This window comes from Streptomyces argenteolus (assembly GCF_042902585.1).
GTDB classification, from domain to species: Bacteria; Actinomycetota; Actinomycetes; order Streptomycetales; family Streptomycetaceae; genus Streptomyces; species Streptomyces argenteolus.
This window is the reverse complement of record NZ_JBIBEG010000007.1, coordinates 216,605-237,656: the sequence shown is the minus strand read 5'-3', so window position 1 is coordinate 237,656 and position 21,052 is coordinate 216,605. Positions and strand designations below refer to the sequence as shown.

General features: G+C 71.9%; 19 protein-coding genes. 13 read left to right on the top strand and 6 right to left on the bottom strand.

The window, feature by feature from the left end:
- Positions 1 to 17 precede the first annotated feature (17 nt).
- Complete coding sequence (locus ACFY8O_RS24640; protein WP_145810465.1) at positions 18 to 536, top strand: methylated-DNA--[protein]-cysteine S-methyltransferase; 519 nt, start codon at positions 18 to 20, stop codon at positions 534 to 536.
- A 123-nt stretch (positions 537 to 659) separates the two neighbouring features.
- On the opposite strand, the gene ACFY8O_RS24635 is transcribed toward ACFY8O_RS24640, so the two are convergent.
- On the bottom strand, positions 660 to 1,244 hold the full coding sequence (locus tag ACFY8O_RS24635) for a TMEM165/GDT1 family protein (RefSeq protein WP_387905770.1): 585 nt from the start codon (positions 1,242 to 1,244) through the stop codon (positions 660 to 662).
- A 316-nt stretch (positions 1,245 to 1,560) separates the two neighbouring features.
- Between ACFY8O_RS24635 and ACFY8O_RS24630 the strand changes: the two genes are divergently transcribed.
- Together ACFY8O_RS24630 and ACFY8O_RS24625 are read left to right on the top strand one after the other, a co-directional pair.
- Positions 1,561 to 1,968: a (2Fe-2S) ferredoxin domain-containing protein gene (locus ACFY8O_RS24630; protein ID WP_387905768.1), complete on the top strand. Its 408-nt coding sequence runs from the start codon at positions 1,561 to 1,563 to the stop codon at positions 1,966 to 1,968.
- Positions 1,965 to 2,858: a glycoside hydrolase family 16 protein gene (locus ACFY8O_RS24625; RefSeq protein ID WP_387905765.1), complete on the top strand. Its 894-nt coding sequence runs from the start codon at positions 1,965 to 1,967 to the stop codon at positions 2,856 to 2,858. Before ACFY8O_RS24630 ends, ACFY8O_RS24625 begins: the two co-directional genes overlap by 4 nt.
- On the opposite strand, the gene ACFY8O_RS24620 is transcribed toward ACFY8O_RS24625, so the two are convergent.
- On the bottom strand, positions 2,837 to 3,667 hold the full coding sequence (locus ACFY8O_RS24620) for an SIR2 family NAD-dependent protein deacylase (protein WP_387905762.1): 831 nt from the start codon (positions 3,665 to 3,667) through the stop codon (positions 2,837 to 2,839). The two genes, ACFY8O_RS24625 and ACFY8O_RS24620, sit on opposite strands and share 22 nt — an antisense overlap.
- Before the next feature lie 69 nt (positions 3,668 to 3,736).
- Between ACFY8O_RS24620 and ACFY8O_RS24615 the strand changes: the two genes are divergently transcribed.
- A complete protein-coding gene (locus ACFY8O_RS24615) occupies positions 3,737 to 3,937 on the top strand; it encodes a type II toxin-antitoxin system VapB family antitoxin (protein WP_145810475.1) in 201 nt (66 codons plus the stop codon).
- Positions 3,938 to 3,974: 37 nt separating this feature from the next.
- Here the strand turns inward: ACFY8O_RS24615 and ACFY8O_RS24610 are convergent, their stop codons facing one another.
- Positions 3,975 to 4,469, bottom strand: a complete 495-nt coding sequence (locus ACFY8O_RS24610) for an NUDIX domain-containing protein (RefSeq protein WP_387905759.1) — start codon at positions 4,467 to 4,469, stop codon at positions 3,975 to 3,977.
- 142 nt (positions 4,470 to 4,611) lie between these two features.
- On the opposite strand from ACFY8O_RS24610, the gene ACFY8O_RS24605 reads away from it, so the two are divergent.
- A complete protein-coding gene (locus tag ACFY8O_RS24605) occupies positions 4,612 to 5,727 on the top strand; it encodes a glycerate kinase (protein WP_387906106.1) in 1,116 nt (371 codons plus the stop codon).
- A gap of 218 nt (positions 5,728 to 5,945) precedes the next feature.
- Here ACFY8O_RS24605 and ACFY8O_RS24600 read toward each other — a convergent pair whose 3' ends face one another.
- A complete protein-coding gene (locus tag ACFY8O_RS24600) occupies positions 5,946 to 6,668 on the bottom strand; it encodes a helix-turn-helix domain-containing protein (RefSeq protein WP_387905756.1) in 723 nt (240 codons plus the stop codon).
- 215 nt (positions 6,669 to 6,883) lie between these two features.
- Between ACFY8O_RS24600 and ACFY8O_RS24595 the strand changes: the two genes are divergently transcribed.
- Genes ACFY8O_RS24595 through ACFY8O_RS24575 form a run of 5 tightly spaced genes read left to right on the top strand, consistent with a single transcriptional unit; the run spans position 6,884 to position 11,714 of the window.
- Positions 6,884 to 7,681 carry an ABC transporter ATP-binding protein gene (locus ACFY8O_RS24595; protein ID WP_387905754.1) on the top strand — a complete coding sequence of 266 codons (798 nt, stop codon included), beginning with the start codon at positions 6,884 to 6,886 and terminating at the stop codon, positions 7,679 to 7,681.
- Complete coding sequence (locus ACFY8O_RS24590) at positions 7,669 to 8,454, top strand: ABC transporter ATP-binding protein (RefSeq protein ID WP_387905751.1); 786 nt, start codon at positions 7,669 to 7,671, stop codon at positions 8,452 to 8,454. The genes ACFY8O_RS24595 and ACFY8O_RS24590 overlap by 13 nt, the downstream gene beginning before the upstream one ends.
- Entirely contained in the window at positions 8,451 to 9,341 is an 891-nt protein-coding gene (locus ACFY8O_RS24585) for a branched-chain amino acid ABC transporter permease (protein ID WP_387905748.1), read from the top strand. Before ACFY8O_RS24590 ends, ACFY8O_RS24585 begins: the two co-directional genes overlap by 4 nt.
- Positions 9,334 to 10,464, top strand: a complete 1,131-nt coding sequence (locus ACFY8O_RS24580) for a branched-chain amino acid ABC transporter permease (protein ID WP_145810486.1) — start codon at positions 9,334 to 9,336, stop codon at positions 10,462 to 10,464. The genes ACFY8O_RS24585 and ACFY8O_RS24580 overlap by 8 nt, the downstream gene beginning before the upstream one ends.
- On the top strand, positions 10,461 to 11,714 hold the full coding sequence (locus tag ACFY8O_RS24575; RefSeq protein ID WP_145810488.1) for an ABC transporter substrate-binding protein: 1,254 nt from the start codon (positions 10,461 to 10,463) through the stop codon (positions 11,712 to 11,714). Before ACFY8O_RS24580 ends, ACFY8O_RS24575 begins: the two co-directional genes overlap by 4 nt.
- A 60-nt stretch (positions 11,715 to 11,774) precedes the next feature.
- Here ACFY8O_RS24575 and ACFY8O_RS24570 read toward each other — a convergent pair whose 3' ends face one another.
- Positions 11,775 to 14,114 (bottom strand): galactose-binding domain-containing protein, encoded by a 2,340-nt coding sequence (locus ACFY8O_RS24570; protein ID WP_387905744.1) that lies wholly within the window; start codon positions 14,112 to 14,114, stop codon positions 11,775 to 11,777.
- A gap of 292 nt (positions 14,115 to 14,406) precedes the next feature.
- On the opposite strand from ACFY8O_RS24570, the gene ACFY8O_RS24565 reads away from it, so the two are divergent.
- The gene (locus ACFY8O_RS24565) at positions 14,407 to 15,777 is read left to right on the top strand and encodes a glycoside hydrolase family 5 protein (protein WP_387905742.1); all 1,371 of its coding nucleotides are present in this window, start codon (positions 14,407 to 14,409) and stop codon (positions 15,775 to 15,777) included.
- A gap of 103 nt (positions 15,778 to 15,880) precedes the next feature.
- On the opposite strand, the gene ACFY8O_RS24560 is transcribed toward ACFY8O_RS24565, so the two are convergent.
- Positions 15,881 to 18,016, bottom strand: a complete 2,136-nt coding sequence (locus tag ACFY8O_RS24560) for a SpoIIE family protein phosphatase (RefSeq protein WP_387906104.1) — start codon at positions 18,014 to 18,016, stop codon at positions 15,881 to 15,883.
- A gap of 39 nt (positions 18,017 to 18,055) precedes the next feature.
- Here ACFY8O_RS24560 and ACFY8O_RS24555 point away from each other — a divergent pair, with 39 nt between their 5' ends.
- Together ACFY8O_RS24555 and ACFY8O_RS24550 are read left to right on the top strand one after the other, a co-directional pair.
- Positions 18,056 to 18,454 (top strand): FCD domain-containing protein, encoded by a 399-nt coding sequence (locus ACFY8O_RS24555; protein ID WP_387906101.1) that lies wholly within the window; start codon positions 18,056 to 18,058, stop codon positions 18,452 to 18,454.
- A 275-nt stretch (positions 18,455 to 18,729) separates the two neighbouring features.
- Entirely contained in the window at positions 18,730 to 21,045 is a 2,316-nt protein-coding gene (locus tag ACFY8O_RS24550) for a glycoside hydrolase family 3 N-terminal domain-containing protein (protein ID WP_387905739.1), read from the top strand.
- Positions 21,046 to 21,052: the final 7 nt, after the last annotated feature.

Genomic DNA, 21,052 nt, shown 5'->3' with positions numbered 1-21,052 from the left:
CGCACGAGGACGCACCCATGACCATCGGATCCACGACGAACAGGCGGCACACGGTCGTCGACAGCCCGTACGGGGCGCTCACCCTGGTCGCGACCGACGGGGTCCTCTCCGGCCTGTACATGACGGAGCAACGACACCGGCCGGCCGAGGAGACCTTCGGGGCACCGGACCACCGGCCCTTCGCCGAGGCCGTGCACCAGCTCGACGCCTACTTCGCGGGTGAGCTGACGCGGTTCGAGCTGCCGCTGCGACTGGACGGCACCCCGTTCCAGCGCAGCGTGTGGGCCGAGCTCGTGCGGATTCCGTACGGGGAGACGCGCTCCTACGGGGAGCTCGCGGAAAACCTCGGCAAGCCGGGCGCCTCCCGCGCGGTGGGCCTCGCCAACGGCAGGAACCCCGTCGGGATCATCGTCCCGTGCCACCGTGTCGTCGGAGCCTCGGGAGGCCTGACGGGCTACGGCGGCGGACTCGACCGCAAGCAGCGGCTGCTCAGCTTCGAGAGGGGGGCGGAGGCCGAGGTGCCGGCCCTCTTCTGAGCGCCGGCCTGCCCGAGCGGTGCCCCGAAGCCCGGCCCCCGGCGAGCCCGGCCGGGCAGGTGCTTCCCCTGCGGAGCTGGGCGTCCGGGTGGGTGTGGTGTCGGGCCGGGACCGGCTCCCGCCTCAGCCCGTGAAGATCTCGATCAGGGACCAGATCGCCAGGCCCAGCATGCACAGGCCACCGATGCGCTGCACCGTCTTCAGCGGCACCCGCTTGGCGATGAACCGCCCGGCCAGCAGCGCCAGGGCGGACACCGACATCAGGGCGACGGCGGACCCGACGGCCGTGGACCACGCCCCGTTGCTCGCGGCGAGGTTCGCGGTGGTGATCTGGGTCAGGTCGCCCCACTCGCTGATGAACACCGCCATGAAGGCCGTCGAGTAGACCGGCCAGAAGCCGGTGACCGTCTTGATCTCCTGGTCCTCGTCGTCGTCACCGCCGCCGTTGCGCAGCAGCATGAACGCGCCGAACGCGAAGAGGGCAGCCGAGACCAGCTTGACGATCCAGTCGGGCAGCAGACCGATCAGGCCTCCCGCCCCGACCGCGATGGCGACGTGCACGATGAAGGCGGAGGACGTGCCGAACCACACGTAGAGGGGGCGCATGCGGGTGCCCATGGCAAGCGAGGCGAACATCGTCTTGTCGGGGAGCTCCGCGAGGAAGATCAGCCCGAAAGCGGTGAGGATCGCCAGGGGGTCGAGATGCATTCCGGGTGGCTTTCTGTGTGAGCCGGGCCCCGGGCCTTCCGCGAAGTGCCACTCGGGCCTTTCGGAGGACCACTCGGCCCGGCATGACCGCAGCGCCCGCAGGGCGCGGGCGTGTCATACCTGACCGAAGGTCTCGCCCACCCGTAAGGATCTACGAGCCCGGCCACCGGGAACCCGAGGGCTCCAGTGTGTCGACGACCGGTTTGCGGGGCTACTCCCCTTCGCAGCCGTCAACTCTACCCCATCGGACCTGCGGGGGAGTGGCTGGGTAGAGTCCTACGGTGATCATCCGCGCCACCCCCGGGAGTGCACCCGTATGAGCCGTCGTCCCCGCAAGGCCGCCGGGCCAGGGCCCTCCCGGCCCACGGTGAGTGTCTGCCGGGGCTGCTGCTGCGGAACCCCGAAGATCCCCGGCGTCGACCACGCCGGTCAGCTCGCGCAGCTGCGGCAGTCCCTGGACGGCGCCGCCACCGTGCGCGCCGTGGAGTGTCTCGACGCGTGCGAGCACGGCAACGTCATCGTGGTGCAGCCCTCGGCCGAGGGCCGGCGCGCGGGCGGCCGGCCCGTGTGGCTCGGCCTGGTCAACGACCCGCACGCCGTCGCCGACATCGCCACCTGGGCGAAGCAGGGCGGCCCGGGCCTCGCCGACGCGCCGGACATCCTGGACCTGTACGCGTTCAGTCCTTCACGCCGGATCAGGGCCGGACTGGACGGCGAGGGATGACGCGGCGCGCGCCGCGCAGGGGCGGCGCTGCCACCCGGCGCACCCGGGCACTGGCACTTCTGGTGGTCCTGGGCGGGCTGCTGAGCGCGTGCGCGGGGCCTTCGGCGCCCACGGACTCCCCCCGCGCCGCAGACGAGCCCTTATGGAGCGCCGAGTTCGACGGAGCGGCGGCCACCCGTCCCTCGGCGGCGTTCTGGAACACCGAGACGGGAAACCGGGAGGCCGAGGGGTGGGGCAACGACGAACTGCAGTACTACACGGACGACGCGGCCAACTCCTCCCTCGACGGCGAGGGACACCTGGTGCTCTCCGCGCGGCCGGCCCCCGACGGGTCGGAGCTGCCGTGCCACACCCAGCGGTTCTGTCCCTGGACATCGGCCCGCCTGACCACCGAGGGGAAGGTCGCGCTGACCAGCGGTCGCGTGGAGGTCCGGGCGAAGCTGCCCACCGGCACGGGACTGCTGCCGGCCATCTGGATGCTGGGCGAGAACGGAGCCGAATGGCCCGCCCAGGGGGAGATCGACATCTGCGAGGTGGTGGGCACGGAACCCCGGACGGTGTACGGCACCGCGCACGGACCGACCTACTTCGACGAGGACGGAATCGGCGGCGAGACCACGCTCGCCGCCGACGCCTCGCAGGCGTTCCACACCTACGCCGTCGAGAAGCGGCCGAACCGCGTCACCTGGTCCGTGGACGGGAAGCCCTACTTCACGCTGACCCCTTCGAAGCTGCCCGCACCACGCGACTGGGTCTTCGAACAGGACATGCACCTGTTGCTCGACGTCGCCGTCGGAGGCGACTGGCCCGGCCCTCCCGACGCCTCGACACCGTCCCCCGCGACGATGACGGTCGACTACGTGCGGTTCTACGGCGAGGGCCAAGCCTGAGGGTCGGCCGGGCGGGGGACCGCTCGACGGTCCGCGGGAGTGCCGGGGCGGGCCCGCGGGCGACCGTCCCGGACAGCTGTCTGGGCGGAGCCCGCGGCCAGCCGCTCCAGCAGCGCGGGCAGCGCGCTCCCGATGGGCTCCCGGACGGTCTGTTCGGCCAGCTCGTCGTAGGGGGTCGGCTCGGCGTTCACCACGAGGAGCCGGGCCCCGTGCTCCACGGCGATGCCTGCCAGCGAGGCGGCCGGCTGCACCTGCAGCGTCGTGCCCACCGCGATGAACACCTCGGCCGCCTTGGTGATCGCCACGGCCTCGGCGAGCACCCGCGAGTCCAGCCGCTCCCCGAACATCACCGTCGCCGGCTTCAGGATCCCGCCGCACACCGTGCACGGCGGGTCCGTCTCGCCGGCTTCGACACGGGCCAGCGCATCGGCCATGGCCGACCGTGCGTGGCACCGGGTGCACGTCACCTCGCGGGCCGTGCCGTGGAGTTCGACGACCTTGCGGGCGGGAAGCCCGGCCAACTGGTGGAGTCCGTCGACGTTCTGGGTGATCACACGCACCGGAGTGCCGGACCGTTCGAGGGCGGCCACCGCTCGATGGGCGGCGTTCGGCTCGGCGGCCCAGGTGGCACTGGTCCTGCGCATCTGCCAGGAGCGGCGCCGGATCTCCGGATCGGACATGTAGAAGTCGTACGTGACGAGCTTCTCCGCCTCCGGGTCCTTCCGCCAGAGGCCCTGTGGCCCGCGGTAGTCGGGGATGCCGGAGTCCGTGGAGATGCCGGCGCCGCTGAGGATCGCGACGAGAGTCATGGTCCGAGCCTACGGACGGCCTGGCCCCGCCGCGACGGCATATCCGCCGGCCCCCCGTAGGGTGGCCCCATGGCGAAAATCGACATCAGGCTCGACGCGGAACTCGTGGTCGAGGTCATGGTGCTCGCGGGCGTCGGTAATCCGCAGGACGCCGTCGAACTGGTCGTACGGGACTACATCGCGCGCGGCCACCGCACCGAGGCACGGGTGGCCGGGCAGGACGAGGCGCGTCGGGAGGCGGACGCCAGGCCCCAGGACCCGCAGGGCTGACCCCGGCGCCGGGCCCCGTGGTCCCCGGGCTGATCCCTCACCCCGTGACCGGGGCGCCGTCCTCGAGCTCCGCCGCCCCCGCCCCGGAGTCCAGAACCTCCAGCGCCGCGAGGACGCGTGCCGCGAGAGCGCCCCGCAGATGGCCGGCGAGGTCGGCGCGGTCCACCAGCCGCCAGGACAGGAGTTCCTCCTCCTGGAGCCGGATCGCGTCGAAGCGTTCCCGGGGGAGCACGCCGCCGTCGTAGACGTACGCGACGATCGGCGGGCGCTCCGCGCCGCGCATCCAGTCGACCGCGAGCAACCGGCCGGGCGGGAGGTCGAGACCGATCTCCTCCGCCGTCTCCCGGCGCGCGGCCTGCCGCGGGCTCTCGCCCTGGTCCGACTCGACCGTGCCGCCCGGCAGCGTCCACCCCTCCCGGTAGTTCGGTTCGACGAGCAGGACCCGCCCCCGCTCGTCCCTGAAGAGCGTGGCGGCGCCGGCCAGCACCCGGGGAAGGCCTGCGATGTACGTGGCGTAGTCAGCGGTGGTCATGGAGGCAGCGTAGAGGCAGCTCAGGGGTGGGCCATGTGGTTCCGGACAGCCATGGGCAGATCAGGGGTGGTGCGGATAGGGTCGGGGCGGCGCGACTGCCTGTTCGAAAGCAAAGGGATGCAAGGTGACGGACGGAGCAGCGATGAAGACCGCCCACGTGCTCGTGGCGGCGGACAAGTTCAAAGGATCGCTCACCGCGGTGCAGGTCGCGGAGCGTGTGACGGCCGGGCTGCGGCGCGTGGTCCCCGGGGTGCGGGTCGAGACCCTGCCCGTGGCGGACGGCGGCGACGGCACGGTCGCGGCGGCGGTGGCCGCCGGATTCGAGCGCCGCGAGGCCCGTGTGACCGGCCCGCTGGGCACGGAGGTCACGGCTGCCTACGCGGTGCGTGACACCACCGCGGTGGTGGAGATGGCCGAGGCCTCGGGGCTCCAGCACCTGCCGGCAGGGGAGTTCGCCCCGCTCACGGCGACCACCTACGGCTCCGGCGAACTGCTGGCAGCCGCCCTGGACGCGGGCGCCCGGACGATCGTGTTCGGCGTCGGCGGCAGCGCCACGACGGACGGCGGCGCGGGCATGCTCGCCGCCCTCGGCGCGCGCTTCCTGGACCGGGACGGCAAGCCCCTCGGCCCCGGCGGCGGTGCCCTCGCGGATCTGGCCGACGCCGACCTCTCGGGGCTCGACCCCCGGATCGCGGACATCGACCTGATCCTCGCCAGCGACGTGGACAACCCGCTGACCGGCCCGAAGGGCGCCCCCGAGGTCTACGGACGGCAGAAGGGCGCCACCGAGGACGACATCGCGGTCCTCGACGCGGCACTCGCCCACTACGCGTCCGTGCTGGGGCCCGAGCAGGCGGAGCTGCCGGGAGCCGGTGCCGCCGGAGGCATCGGCTACGGAGCGCTGGTCGCCCTCGGGGCCCGGTTCCGGCCGGGCATCGAGGTCATGCTCGACGTCCTGGGCTTCGCACCCGCGCTCGCCCGGGCCACGCTCGTGGTCACCGGCGAGGGCTCCCTCGACGAGCAGACCCTCCACGGCAAGGCCCCGGCGGGGGTCGCCGCCGCGGCCCGCGCGGCGGGCGTGGAGGTGGTCGCCGTCTGCGGACGCCTCGCCCTGCCGCCGGAGGCGCTGGAGAAAGCCGGCGTCCGCCGGGCCTACGCCCTGACCGCGCTGGAACCGGACCCCGCCGTCTGCATGGCGCAGGCCGGTCCGCTGCTGGAGCGCGCGGCCGAGGCGATCGCCCGCGACTTCCTGGCCTGACGTACCGTCATGAGGGGGTGGTCCGTGGGGACTTCCCCCTCAGGGCGGTGCCGTGGTCAGCGTGAAGGCGTCGAGTGCCGGCGTCGTCCCTGCCGGCTCGTGCGGCCGTGACGGCGGGTGTGGGGTCAGCACCTCCAGGTTTCGCAGGCCGGACCCCTGCTGGAGCGCGCGGCCGGGGGCGTGCCGTCATGAGGGGGTGGTCCGTGTGGACTTCCCCCTCAGGGCGGTGCCGTGGTCAGCCTGAAGGCGTCGAGTGCCAGCGTCATCTCGGCCATCTCACGCGGCCGTGACAGCGAGCGTGAGGTCAGCCGCTCCAGCCGTCGCAGCCGGTTGAGCACGGTGTTGCGGTGGCAGTACAGCCGCCCGGCCGCCCGCCCCGCCGAGCCTCCGCACTCCAGCCACGCGTCCAGCGTCCGCACCAGCAGCGCCCGGTCGGCCGGGTCCAGCGCCAGCAGCGGACCCAGAACCTCCGCGACCAGCAGGGCCGACAGCTCCGGCTGGCTCACGACCAGGGCCGTGGGCAGCCGCTCCTCCAGCCGTACGATCCCCGTCGTGCCCGGCGGGCACGTCAGCAGCGCCACCTCGGCCAGCCGGCGCGCGGCACCCAGCCCGGCCAGCCCGTCCACCACCGGGCCGATACCGCCCGGCCCCCGGCACCACCGCGCCAGCAGGCCGGTCAGCACGGCCGGATCCCGGTCACCCAGGGCGACGACCACGATCTCGCGGTCGCCCCGCCTGCGCCGCACGAACCGCAGGCCGTCCGACTCGACCGCCGTGCCCGGAGGCCCGCCCCCGCCCTCGCGCAGCACCGCCACCGCGTAACGGCCCTGCTCGGGGAGGCCGAGACCGCTCGCCGCGCGCGCCGCTAGGTCCGGCTCCTGGCGGCCCTCCAGCAGGGCGTCGAGCAGCACCCGGCCCCGCTCGTCACTGCGCCCCCGCATCTTTTCGCTCCGTCCCGCGGCCGAGCCGCTCTGGCTGGTGAGGATGCCACCGGCCCCGTCGGGAGTGACGGCGCATCCCCCGCCTCTGTGCGCGCGCACAACCGGGCCGTTCGAACACTGGTCAGCCGCAGCGAGTGCGCCCCGGACCGTGGACGCGCGCCGCGCCCGCTGCTGGTCTGTGGCACCACAACGACCAGTCGGAAGGAGGAGGACGCATGGCAACGCTCGAGATCCGCGAACTGTCCGTGGGCTACGGCCCGGTACGGGCACTGCGCGACGTCTCCGTCGACGTGCCGGCCGGCGCGATCACCGCTGTACTCGGTGGCAACGGCGCCGGCAAGACCACGCTGCTGCGGGCCGTATCGCGGACCCTCGGCTTCCACCGCGGGACGGGCACGGGCACCATCCGCTTCGACGGCCGCCCCCTGGACGGGCTCCGCCCCGCCCAGGTGGTGGCGGCGGGAGTGATCCAGGTGCCGGAAGGGCGGCAGGTGTTCGCCCGCATGACGGTGGCGGACAATCTCCGGGCGGGCGCCCTCGGGGCACGCGGCGGGCGCAAGGAAACCGCCGCCGCCCTCCGGCGCGTACACGAGCTGTTCCCCGTGCTCGCCCAGCGCGCGCACCAGCGGGCCGGCCTGCTGTCCGGCGGGGAGCAGCAGATGCTGGCGATGGGCCGGGCCCTGATGGCCGCCCCCCGGCTGCTGCTGCTCGACGAGCCGTCCCTCGGTCTCGCCCCGCTGATGGCGGCGAGGATCGCCGAGACGATCCAGGAGATCAACGCGGGCGGCACCTCCGTCATGCTCGTCGAGCAGAACGCGGCCATCGCGCTGCGGCTCGCCTCCACCGCGTACGTCCTGGACGTCGGCGAGGTCGCCCTCCACGGCCCGGCGGACGAGCTGGCAGCCTCGGACGAGGTACGCCGCCGCTATCTCGGCGTCGTCGACGAGACGGCCGCGGAGGACGCGGCCCAGGGGGAGAGCCTCACCCGCGGCCTGAGCAGGTGGTCCGCGTGACGACCGCCCCCGCCGCGCTCACCGTGCGCGACGTGACCGTGCGCTTCGCCGGGCTCACCGCCCTCGACGCGGTCTCCTTCACCGTCGAGCCGGGCAGTGTGCACGCCGTCATCGGGCCCAACGGCGCCGGCAAGTCCACCACCTTCAACGTGCTCTCCGGCGTCTACCGCGCCACCTCGGGCACCGTGCACCTCGGCTCCACCGAACTCACCCGACTCGCCCCGCACAGGATCGCCGACCTCGGCGTCGCCCGAACCTTCCAGAACCTGGCCCTGCCCCCGCACGCCACCGTCGCCGAAAGCCTGATGCTCGGCCGGCACCGGCTCACCCGCGCCGGCTTCGTCGCCTCCGGCCTGCGGCTGCCCTCCGCGACCCGCGAGGCGCACCGGCACCTCGAACGGGTCCGCGAGATCGCCGGGTTCATCGGTCTGGACAAGGAACTCGACTTCCCCGCCGGGGCCCTGCCGTACGGGAAGCAGAAGCTCGTCGAGCTCGGTCGCGCGCTGTGCATGGAGCCCCAGGTCCTGCTCCTGGACGAACCCATCGCGGGCATGACCGCCGACGAGCGCCGCCGGACCGCGGCCGTCGTCGCCGGTGTGCGCGACAGCCTCGGCATCTCGATCGTCATGGTCGAACACGACATGGGGGTGGTGATGCGGCTCGCGGACGCCGTGACCGTCCTCGACTTCGGACGCAGGATCGCCGGCGGTACACCCGCCGAGGTCCAGAACGACCCGGCCGTGGTCCAGGCCTACTTGGGGGCGCAGGAATGACCACCTTCATCGAACTCCTCCTCGGTGGCCTGTCCATCGGCTCGGTCTACGCATTGATCGCGCTGGGCTTCGTCGTCATCTTCAAGGCGACCGAGGTCGTCAACTTCGCCCACGCCTCGCTGCTGCTGGCCGGCGGTTACGTGACCGCCGTGCTCCACGACGACATCGGCTTCTGGCCGGCGCTCGGCGTGGGCATCGCCGGCGCGGCTGTCGTCGGTTCGGCGGTCGAGTTCTTCGTCATGCGCCGCTACCGGGGGAGCGACCAGAGTGTCCTCGCCATCGTCACCATCGGCGTCGACATCCTCCTGACCACCGAACTCGTCCGGCGCATGGGGACGGACGTCATGTCGCTGGGCGACCCGTGGGGCGACGACGTCGTCACCATCGGGGGCGTCACCCTCGCCGAGACCCGCATCGCGGCCTTCCTCGTCGCGGGACTGCTCATCACGGTGTTCCTGCTCGCCTTCCGCTTCACCTCCTGGGGCGTGTCCATGCGGGCCGCCGCCGAGAATCCGCAGACCGCCGCGCTGATGGGCATCCGGCTCGGCCGGGTCTCCCTGTCCGCCTGGGCGGTCGCCGGGGCGCTCGCCGCCGTCGCCGCTCTCTTCCTGACGGTGTTCCCGACCCCCGGCCTAGAACGGGCCACCTCGCTCGCCGCGCTCAAGGCGTTCCCCGCCGCGATCCTCGGCGGGCTCGACTCGACGACCGGCGCACTTGTCGGAGGGCTCCTCGTGGGAGTCACCGAGTCACTCGCCACCGGCTACCAGAGCGATCTCTCCTTCCTCGGACGCGGCATCGGCGATCTCGCGCCGTACCTGGTGATGGTGGCCGTCCTGCTCGTCCGGCCGGCGGGACTCTTCGGTACGAAGGAGCTGTCCCGTGTCTGAAGCCACCAAGGACGCCGTCGCGCCCGCCCCTGCCGGGGCCACCGTCACTGCCGCCGGGGAGTCGTTCACCGACCGGCTGCGCCGCCCCGCCCCGTACCTCTGGCTGGCCGGGTCGGTCCTGCTGCTCCTGCTCCCGTTCTACCTCGACCGGTTCTGGCTCCAGGCAGGGCTGTTCGCGATGGCCGCCGCGATCGGGGCCATCGGGCTCAACCTGCTGACCGGGTCCACCGGCCAGCTCTCCATGGGACATGCCTTCTTCCTCGCGGTGGGCGCGTACGGCTACTGCATCCTGGGCGGGGAGAGCAGCACGGAGAACGGGCACGCCCTGACCGGGCTCGGCCTGCCCACCTGGCTCGCGGCCGTCCTGGCCGTGCTCCTGGCGGGGGCCGCCGGCGGGCTGTTCAGCCCCATCGCGGGGCGGCTGAGCGGCGCGTACCTCGGTATCGCCACGCTCGCGCTGATCTTCATCGGCCAGCACGTCCTGTTCAACGCGGGCTCGCTCACGGGCGGCTTCAACGGCCGTCCGGTGCCGCCCCTCTCACTGTTCGGGTTCACCTTCGACGACGCCGAGGTGGTCGTGGCCGCCGTGCCCTTCCAGTCGTCCGAGAAGCTCTGGTACCTGGCACTGGCAGCGCTCCTGGTCAGCGGGCTCTTCGCCCGCGGGGTGCTGCGCGGCAGGCCCGGCCGGGCCCTCAACGCCATCCGGGACCACCGGATCGCCGCCGGGGTGATGGGCGTGCCCGTCGCCCGGTACCGGGCCGGCGTCTTCGTCCTGTCCTCGATGTACGCGGGCCTCGCGGGCGTCCTGCTCGCGCTGGTCTTCCAGCGGACCGTGCCCGAGTACTTCGGCATGATCCTGTCCCTCGAATACCTCGCCATGATCGTCATCGGCGGGCTGGGCAGCGTGGCGGGAGCCGTCATCGGCGCCGCGTTCGTCTCGCTGCTCCCGCAGGTGCTCACCCACTACAGCGACTCCCTGCCCCTGGTGTCCGCCCCCGGTACGGGCGGCATCGCACCGGGCGAGGCGTCCCGCTATCTGTACGGCGCCGCGGTCGTCGCGGTCGTCCTGTTCCTGCCCGGCGGCATTGCGCGTCTGAAGACTCCAGGGGAGAAGAAGAAATGAAGCTACGTGTTGTCGGAGCCGTCGTCGCGGCTCTCACCCTCACCCTCGCGGGATGCAGCGAGAAGGCGAAGTCGTCGGACGACGGCGGCGCGGACAAGAACGGGGTGAAGGCCGGCGAAGGAGTCACCGACTCCAAGATCACCCTCGGCGCCCTCACCGACATGACCGGCGTGTACGCCTCGCTGGGCAAGAGCGTCACCCAGGCCCAGCAGCTCTGGGTCGAGGAGACGAACAAGGCGGGGGGCATCTGCGACCGGCAGATCGAACTGACCGTCCGCGACCACGGATACGACCCGCAGAAGGCGATCGGCGCCTACACCGAACTCGAACCGAACGTCCTGGGCTTCACGCAGTTCATCGGCTCGCCGTTCGTCTCCGCCGTGGAGTCGCGCATCGACGGCCAGGACAAGGGCATCGTCCTGCCCCAGGCCTGGTCGGCGAACCTGGTCGGCTCCAAGTACGTCCGTGTCATCGGCGCCACGTACGACGTCGAGACGATCAACCTGATCGACTTCCTGCTGGACGAGAAGCGCATCGCCAAGGGCGACAAGATCGGCCACGTCTACTTCGAGGGCGACTACGGCGAGAACGCCCTGGCCGGCTCGAAGCACGCGGCGGCGGAAGCGGGCCTCACCGTCGTCGAGCAGAAGATCAAGCCGACCGACAACGACATGACCGCCCAGGTCTCCGCGCTCAAGCAGGCCGGCGTGAAGGCCGTCATCGTCAGCGCCGGACCGCGCCAGGCGGCCTCCCTGGTCGGCGTCGCCGCGGCCACCGGCTTCGCCGTCCCCGTCGTCGGCAACAACTCGGCGTACGCCCCGCAGCTGCTCGCCACCCAGGCGGGTGCGGCCCTGCAGAAGGACTACTACATCGGCGCCTCCACCCTGCCCATCGGAGACTCCGCCGAGGGCCCGGCGAAGCTCGCCAAGGCGTACGCGGCCACGTACCCGAAGGACGGCCTCGACAACGGCGTCATCGCCGGATACAACGCGGCGTCCGTCTTCGGCGAGGCACTGAAGAAGGCCTGTGAGTCGAAGGACCTCACCCGTGAGGGCGTCGACAAGGCCCTGCTCACCATCAAGGACTTCGGCGGTGACTTCGGGATCGCGCACGACTTCACCGACCCGTCGGCGCCCTCGACCCGGCAGACCGTCATCATGAAGCCCGACGCCAAGTCCCCCGGTGGCCTCAAGGTCGTCAGGCCGGCGGAGGTGGCCCCGGCCGCGGAGTCGTTCACGCCGAAGGGCTGAGCCCTCCCCGTACAGAGACGGGCCCGGCCGTGGAGGCCGGGCCCGTCGTCGTGCGCGCGGTCAGCCGGTGTAGGCCTCCAGCTCGGACAGCTGCCCCGCCGGCCAGCCGGTGTTGGCGGTGAACGTCAGCCGCAGATAGCGGACCGGCGTCCCCGTCAGCGTCACCGTCGCCGTGTTGCCGCTGGACGGGGCGAACGTGTAGCCCGCCGGCGCCTTGAGGGAGGTGTACGTGGAGTTGTCGGTGCTGCCCGTGACGCCGATCGTCTGCGTGCGCGTCGCCCAGGCGGCGGCCGGGGGCAGCTTCAGCACCAGACGCCCGACGGCCTTGGCGGCACCGAGATCCACGGTGACGGACTGCGGGAAGGCGTTGTTGCGGCTCTCCCAGTAGCTGCCGGCGTTGCCGTCCACCGCGTTGCCGGCGCCGTACACGTCGGCGTGGCTCGTCTCGGTGACCGGACGCCCCTGGGCGAGGTTGCCCGTCTCCTCGGGCGGGTCCGTCGGGTCGGTCGGGCCGCCGCCGCCCGGCACCCCGCCGTTGGTCCACACCGGGTCGGGCCAGACACCGGTGCAGGCGGGCGGGTTCGCGTACCAGCCCGAGTTCCCGGTGCCCTGGGTGATCTGGAAGCCGCTGCCGACACAGTTGTGGATCGGGTTGGACTGGGCGATGTGCGTGGCGACGACCTTGTTGAAGGAGGCCGTGCCCGGAGCCTGGATCTGGAGGGCGTACGTGCCCGCTCCGTCGATCTTGATGTTGTCGAAGTGCAGTCCGTTGCTCGCGCCCTCGATGAGATGGATCGCGGCGTAGGAGCTGTCCAGGATCTCGCTGTCCGTGATGTTGATCGTGGCGTTGCTGATCGGCTCGTTGAGACCGCTGAACCAGATCGCGCCGACGCCGAAGCGCCAGTTGAAGTCGTTGTTCCCGGTCCGGATCAGGGTGTTGCGGGCAGCGGTGTGCGTGCCCGAGACGGCCGTCCCCTGACCCGAGTTGACGCCCGGGTAGCGGTTGGCGATGTGCAGCCCGCCGCCGTTGGTGACGGTGTCCGACATGACGTTGTCGGAGATGGTGATGTCCTTGCCGCCGTACGTGACGATGTTGTTGGCGAGGATCGGCAGGATCACCGTGTTGAAGGTGAACGTGTTCCTCACGTTCGGGACGTTCTCCGCCCACATCGCCAGTCCGTCGTCGCCGGTGTTGCGGACGAAGGTGTTGGTGACGGTGGAATCGGTGACCCCGTAGTGGAAGTTCACCCCGTCGGCGGTCTGGTCCAGGATGCGGCTGTTCTTGACGGTGAAGTCGTCCATGGGGCCGTCCATCCAGGCGCCGCACTTGGTGTGCTGCATCCAGACGTTGTCGACGACCGAGTGGGACATGGCCCCGCCGATGGCGTTGACCTGGTCGTTGTCCACCCGCTCGCGGATGTCGCCGATGATGGCGAAGTCCTTGAGGGTGACATTGCTGCTGCCGCCCTGCGCCGCGTACTTCCCGTAGACCCCGACCGCCTTGGACCGGTCCGTGGGGTGACGCCCGGTCAGCACGCTGTACCAGGGGCCCGCGCCGCGCAGGGTGACCTTGTCGACGACGATGTGGTCCTGGACCTTGAAGGTGCCCTGGGGGATGTACACCTCCCTGCCCTGCGCGCGGCCCGCGTCGACCGCGGCCTGGATCTTCGCCGTGGCGTCGGCCGCTCCGGTCGGGTCCGCGCCGAAGTCGCTCACCACGTCCAGTGCCCCGGACGGCTTGCCGACAGGCGCGCCGACCTGCTCGAAGTCCGCGAGGTCGATGGTGAACGACGGTGAGGCGGCGGTGGAGGTCACCTGGAGCCGGACCTTCGTCCCGGCCGCCAGCGTGGACCCGAACATGGTCCGCGTCTCGTCGTAGAAGTGGTGCGGGTCGGTGTCCCCCGGGTTGTTGTTGAAGGGGTAACCCCCGTAGTACCAACCGTACTTCGATGTCACCGGCACGCTCTTGAGCGAGTTGCCGTTGACCCGCAGATCGAGCGAGGCGTCCCGGCCCGTCCCTGCCGCGTTGTCCGGCAGCGAGTAGCGGAAGGTCATCGCGTTCGCGGGGGCCGTGAGTGTGAACTCGACGTACTCGCCCGCGGCGTCGAGCGTGACGGCCTGCCGGCCCGAAGCCTCGGAGGGCAGCGAGCCGTAGAGGCGGTCGGGGCCGATCAGCGAGCCGTTGGTGGCGGCGTACTCGGCCTCCTGTTCCTTGAACGGAACGGTGGCGCCCCGGCCGGACACCCCGACGGGGGACGGCGCGGGAACGGCGGCGGCCTGTGCGGGGGGAGCGCCGGCCAGCAGCATCGCCGCCGCGGTGCCGGCAGCGGCGAGTGCCACGGAGAGGGAGGCGGAGAGGGACCGTCTGAGCAGACGTGGGCCAGGGAGGGGTGGGGTCACGTGGGTCGTCCTTGCGGCTCGAAGGGCTCTGCGGACGCCCACAGGCTAGAAGCTCCTTCGTAAAGAAGTCCATCGTGCTGCGCAAGATTTCATCGTCATTGCTCAAATTAATGACTGCGAGGTGTGAATAGTGAGCGGTGCCGGAGGGCGGGTGGTTTCGGGAAATGAACGTTGTCATGCCCATTGACAGCGGATCCGCCGTCCTGGCTTCATGTGACCAACGGAATGGGAGCGCTCCCATCCCCGCTGCCCGCCTCACCCCCATGAAAGGCGACAACGGATGAAGCCACGGATGAGAAAACGGCTGGCCAGGGCGACGGCCGCCGCCGTCACCGCGACCGCCCTGCTGATGACGCTGTCCGGCCCGGTCTCCGCACAGGCGGCGAGCGGCGCGACGCGGACGCCGGCGTCGAGCGCGGCGACCCCGGCTGCTGCGGCCGGCTCCGGCACGGACTGGCTGCACACCGAGGGCAACCGGATCGTCGACGAGCGGGGCAACCGGGTCTGGCTGACCGGGGCGAACTGGTTCGGCTTCAACGCCACGGAGCGCGTCTTCCACGGTCTGTGGTCCGCCAACCTGGACACCGTCACACGGCAGATGGCGGAGCGGGGCATCAACATCATCCGTGTGCCGATCTCCACGCAGCTCCTGCTGGAGTGGAAGGAGGGCCGGGCGGCGGCCTCCAGCGCCGTCAACACGTGGGCCAACCCCGAACTCGCGGGCAAGACCACCCTGGGGGTCTTCGACGCGTTCCTCGGTGTGGCGGAGAAGTACGGCATCAAGGTGATGCTCGACGTCCACAGCGCGGAGGCCGACAACTCCGGCCACGTGTACCCCGTGTGGTGGAAGGGCGCGATCACCACCGAGCAGTTCTACTCCGCCTGGGAGTGGGTGACCGACCGCTACAAGTCCAACGACACCCTGGTCGCGATGGACGTCAAGAACGAACCCCACGGCAAGCAGTCCGACAGCCCCCGGGCCAAGTGGGACGGCTCCACCGACCAGGACAACTTCAAGCACACCTGCCAGACCGCCGGCAGGCGCATCCTCGCGATCAACCCGCACGTCCTCGTCCTCTGCGAGGGCATCGAGATCTACCCCAAGGACGGGAAGAACTGGTCCTCCACCTCGGCGACCGACTACCACGGCATGTGGTGGGGCGGGAACCTGCGCGGGGCGAAGGAGCATCCGGTCGACCTCGGTGCGCAGCAGGACCAACTGGTCTACTCCCCGCACGACTACGGGCCGTCGGTGTATCAGCAGCCCTGGTTCCAGGGAACGTGGGACCGCACCACCCTGGAGCGCGACGTGTGGGACCCCAACTGGCTCTACCTGCACAAGGACGGCACAGCGCCGCTTCTCATCGGGGAGTGGGGCGGCCACCTCGACAACGGCCCGAACCAGAAGTGGATGACCGCTCTGCGCGACCTGATGGTGGACAACGGCATCCACCACACCTTCTGGTGCCTCAACCCCAACTCCGGTGACACGGGCGGGCTCCTGGGCTACGACTGGGCCACCTGGGACGAGGCGAAGTACGCGCTGCTCAAGCCCGCCCTGTGGCAGTCGGGCGGGAAGTTCGTCGGGCTCGACCACGAGGTCAGGCTCGGCGGGCCTGCCGCCACCACGGGCATCTCCCTGGGTGACCTCTACGGCGGCTGATCCCGCCCGCCGCACCACCCCCGCTGACCGCCCTGGGGTGCCGATGAAACCCCACCGCCTCGGCACCTCAGGGCTCTCCACCCCGTTCCGGCAGGACGGCGCGTCAGCCGTCCTGCCGGAGGGCGTTGATGAGCAGCAGGGCGATGTCGTCGTTGCCGGGCGTGTAGCGCCTCGCGTAGCGCACGAGCGTCTCGGCGACGGAGTCCATGTCCTGGTCGAGGGCCAGGGCGAAGTGCTCGGCCAGATCGGCGGTGGCGTCGTCGAAATCCACCCCTGGCGCCTCCACCAGCCCGTCGGTGAACAGGGCCAGTGTCGCGCCGGGAGGCAGGGGGACGTGCGTCGTCGGATAGCGCGACGCGGGATCGATGCCGAGCAGCAGGCCGGGGGGCAGGTCGAGCGCCTCGGTCTGACCGTCCGGCTGCCTCAGCAGCGGTGCGGGATGGCCGGCGGTGGCCAGGCAGGCGGTGTTCCCGGCAAGGTCGAGATGGACGTACAGACAGCTGGTGAACAGCCCCGGATCGAGGTCGGTGAGCAGCCGGTTGGTACGTGCCAGGACCTCGTCGGGCGGCGCGCCGGCGGAGGCGTGCACGGCGGTACGGACCTGGCCCATGAGTGCGGCGGCGTTCACGTTGTGGCCCTGCACGTCGCCGATGGCGGCGGCGGCCGTGGTCTCGTCGAGCCGGATGAGGTCGTAGAAGTCCCCGCCGATGCCCATGCCCCGGGTCGACGGGAGGTAGCGTGCCGCGACGTCCAGGCCGTCGATCGAGGGGAGGGTCTGGGGCAGGAGGTGCGCCTGCAGGCTGTGCGCGAGCCGGTTCTTCGTGTCGTACAGGCGCGCCCGGTCCAGTGCCTGCGCCAGCAGTCCCGCGATCGAGGTGAGCAGGGCACGCTCCTCGGGCTCGAAGGTCTGCGGCCGGTCGTAGGCGAGGACCAGGGAACCCACCGGATGCCCGGAGACGATCAGTGGCAGGAAGGCGCACGCGGCGACCACGTCGCGCAGTCCCGCCTGCGGATAGGCGCGTTCCAGGTCCGCGAAGGTCGGGAAGAAGTCCGGAATGCCCGTCGTCAGCACGTGCGCGGCCGGCGTGCCCGAGCTCAGCGGGGCCCCGTCGAAGCGGTCCATGAGGGTGGGCCGGCCGCCCCTGCGGCCCTCCACCCGCAGCCGTCCGTCCGTCGAGGTCATCACCACGAGGGTGTGGATCCGGAACGCGGGCATCAGCTGGTCACCGGCCAGTTCGATCACTTCCTGCGTGCCGACCGCCTCGGTGAGCGTGGCCGCCAGGTGCATCAGGTGGTACAGGGCGTTCGCACGGCTGGGTACGGCGGCGGAGGGCGGCAGCGTAGGGGCCGGGGCGTCGGCCGGACCGGGTTCCGAGGTGGGCATGATGCGCACGCTGATGCCGGTGGCGTTCGGGAAGAGCCGGAAGGATAGCCACCGGTCCGGTGGTCTCAGTACGGTGAAGGAGGTGTTCTGACGGCTGATGACGGCGGCCCGGTAGTGGTCCTCCACGGAGGGGTCGTGCAGCCAGGGAAGTGACACCCAGGGCAGGGTGCCGCGCACCTCGTCCGCCGGTGTGCCGAGCAGCTCCGCGGCGGCGTCGTTCAGATAGGTGACGGTCCCGTCCAGTGCCAGCGCGCAGCTTCCGCCGGGCAGCCGCTGGACGAACTCCATGACGGCGGCGCCCTCCGCCGGATCGGGAGCGGGCGGCTCCGGCGGCGGCAGCACCCGGGGCTGGCTCCCCGCGACCACCGGGTAACCGTTGCTCTCGGCCTGCCGGAGGAGCGTCCCGATGCCGTTGCAGCCCCTGAGCACGGCCGCGCGCTCGTCGGGCCTCAGCTGCGGGGAGTGCGACCCCGGCCACAACAGGACCAGGCCGCCCTGGTCGGCGGCGCCGATGTGGAGGGGGGCCGCGGCCAGTGCGAACTGGTACGGCAGCACGAGCGCGGGACGCGGATAGCGGCGCGCCAGCTCCTCCTGACTGCCGAGCCAGATCAGGCAGCCCAGACGTACGGCGTCCGCCACCGGCATCGGGGCGGACAACGGGACCCGCGTCCACGGGTCGGCCAGCTGCCCCGGGACCCCGGCGAGCACGGCCAGCCGCAGCGTCGTGTCGTGCCTCGGCAGCAGGTAGAGCATCACCACCGACGCGCCCGTCTCGTGCATGAGGTGGGCGACGGCGCTGTCCAGCAGCTCCGTGCCCGCACCTGCGGCGGCAGCAGAGGCGGCGTAGTCCTGCACGCCTTCCAGCCTCTCCCGTGACAGGCGGCTGCGCACCCGCTGCGGGGTGCCCGGCTGCTGATCGAGCCGTACAGCGCCCGCCGGGCGTGCGAGCGGGATGCGGCGGGGACGGCGGCCGAGCCGGCGGAGAGCCACCGGCTGATGGAGGCCGCGGCCGTGCAGCGCGTCGCCGACGACTTCCGCGCCCACCTCCAGGCGGACTCGGCCTTCCCCGCCACGATCGCCCGTGCCGCCGGCAACCGCTTCCTCAGCGCCGTCATCGACCCGCTGGGCGCGCACATCCAGCGCTTCCGCCGCTTCACCGGTGGCCGGGTGAGTGACACGCAGGAGGCGCTCGCCGAACACGCCGCGGTCCTCGAGGCGGGGGACGCGGAGCGCTGCGAGTCCACGATGCGCGCCCATCTGGAAGGTGTGGCGCACCGGGCCTTCGGCCACTGACGTCGGCCCTCCCCGCGCGTGGATCGATCCCCCTCGGCCGGCCGAGGGGCCGGAGCGGCTGCACCCACCGCCCCGGGCGAGGTCGCAGCCGCTCTTCGGCATCCACGGAATCATGCGTGGCGCATCACCGAGAAAGCCGCGTACAACCCCTTGACCTGTCACTTTCCTGCTGGGCATGCTGCACGCACCCTTTTGTCAATGATGTGAACTTATCCGGCCGGCTGCCCTCGTCCCAGGCGGTGCACGGCACTCCACAGGCCAGGAGCAGGAGACCCATGAACCCGTGGAACGACCCTTCGCTCGGAGACGACGAGCGCATCGGGGCCCTGATGGCCGAGATGACACGGGACGAGAAGCTCGCCCAGCTGGGCAGCTACTGGTCCAAGGCGAACGTCGGCAGCGGAGACGCCCGGGTCGCGCCGATCGAGGAGGCCCTCGCCGCCCGGTCCGGCGAGGCCGAGGCGCTCGCGCACGGCATCGGCCACCTCACCCGTCCCTACGGCACCCGCCCGCTCACCCCGGAAGAAGGCCGCGCCGAACTCGTACGCGTGCAACGGCTGCTGACCGGCACCACCCGCCTCGGCATCCCCGCCCTCGCCCACGAGGAGTGCCTGACCGGGTTCGCCGCGTACGGCGCTACCGTCTACCCCACACCGCTGGCCTGGGCGGCGACCTTCGACACCGCGCTCGTCGAGCGGATGGGCGCCGCGATCGGCCGGGACATGGCCTCCGTCGGCGTCCACCAGGGGCTCGCCCCGGTCCTGGACGTCGTACGCGACTACCGCTGGGGCCGCGTCGAGGAGACCCTCGGCGAGGACCCTTACCTGACCGGGCTCATCGGGACCGCCTACGTGCGCGGCGTGCAGTCCGTGGGTGTCGTCGCCACGCTGAAGCACTTCGCCGGGCACGCCGCCTCCCGGGGTGCCCGCAACCACGCGCCCGTCTCCATCGGCGCCCGTGAGATGGCCGACGTCATCCTGCCCCCGTTCGAGATGGCGGTGCGCGAGGGGGCGGCGGGCTCGGTGATGAACACCTACACCGACCAGGACGGCGTCCCCGCCTGCGGCGACGAGCACCTGCTGACCACCGTGCTCCGCGAGCAGTGGGGCTTCGAGGGCACCGTGGTCTCCGACTACGGGTCGATCGCGTTCCTCCACACCATGCACCGGGTCGCCGCCGACGAGGCCGATGCCGCCCGCGTCGCCCTGGGCGCGGGCATGGACGTCGAGCTCCCCAACACCCGCTGCTACGGGGAACCCCTCGCCCGGCAGCTCGACGCCGGGCACGTCGCGCCGGAACTGCTGGACCGCGCCGTCGAACGCGTCCTGCGCCAGAAGCTCCTGCTCGGGCTGCTGGACGCCGGCTACAGCCCGGAGGACGACGCCGGGACCGGCCGGCCCGTCGACCTCGACTCCCCGGCCAACCGCACGCTGGCCCGCACCGTCGCCGAACGCTCCGTCGTCCTGCTGGCCAACGAGGGCGCCGCGCTGCCCCTGGACCCGGCCCGAACGCCCCGTATCGCGCTCGTCGGCCCCGGCGCGGACGACTCCGGCACCTTTCTGGGCTCCTACTCCTTCCCCAACCACGTCCTGCCCAAGCACCCAGGCCACCCGGCGGGCCTCGCCCTGCCCACCCTGCGCGAGGCACTCACCGCCGAACTGGCGGACGTCACCCTCACCTACGAGCGGGGCTGCGCCGTCAGCGGCGACGACCGCACCGGCCTGCCCGCGGCTGTCCGAACGGCCCGCTCGGCCGACCTGGCCCTGGTCGTCGTGGGCGACCGCTCCGGGATGTTCGGCAACGGCACGTCGGGGGAGGGGTGCGACGCACCCGACCTCGCGCTCCCGGGCGTGCAGCGCGACCTCGTCGAGGAGGTGCTCGCCACCGGTGTGCCGGTCGTCCTGCTCGTCGTCTCCGGGCGGCCCTACGCGCTCGGCGGGTTCGCCGACCGCTGCGCCGCCGTCGTCCAGTCCTTCATGCCCGGTGAGGAGGGCGGCCCGGCGCTGGCCCGCGTCCTGTCGGGCCGGGCCACCCCGAGCGGCAAGCTGCCCGTCCAGATCCCGGCCACGCCGGGCAGCGGCCCCGGGACCTACCTCAACCCGCCCCTGGGCCGGCACAGCGACGGCATCAGCGTCCTCGACAACACGCCGCTGTACCCCTTCGGCCACGGCATCTCCTACACCACCTTCGGCTACGAGGACCTGCGCGTCGCCTCCGGCAGGGTCCCCACGGACGGGTTCATCGAGATCTCCTGCCTCGTGCGCAACACCGGCGACCGCCCCGGCCGCGAGACCGTCCAGCTGTACTACGACGACCCGGTCGCTCAGGTGGCCCGGCCCACCCAGCAGCTGGTCGCCTTCGGCTCCGTCGGCCTCGAACCCGGAGCAGCGGCCCGGGTCGCCTTCCGGGTGCACGCCGACCAGACCTCCTACACCCAGGACGCCTCCGGCGACGGGCAGCGCATCGTCGAGCCCGGCACCCTGCGCCTCATGATCGGTTCCTCCAGCGGGGACATCCGGCTGAGCACCGGCATCGAGCTCACAGGACCCCTGCGCCGCGTCGGCGCGGACCGCCACCTCAGCCACGCGTAGCAGCCCT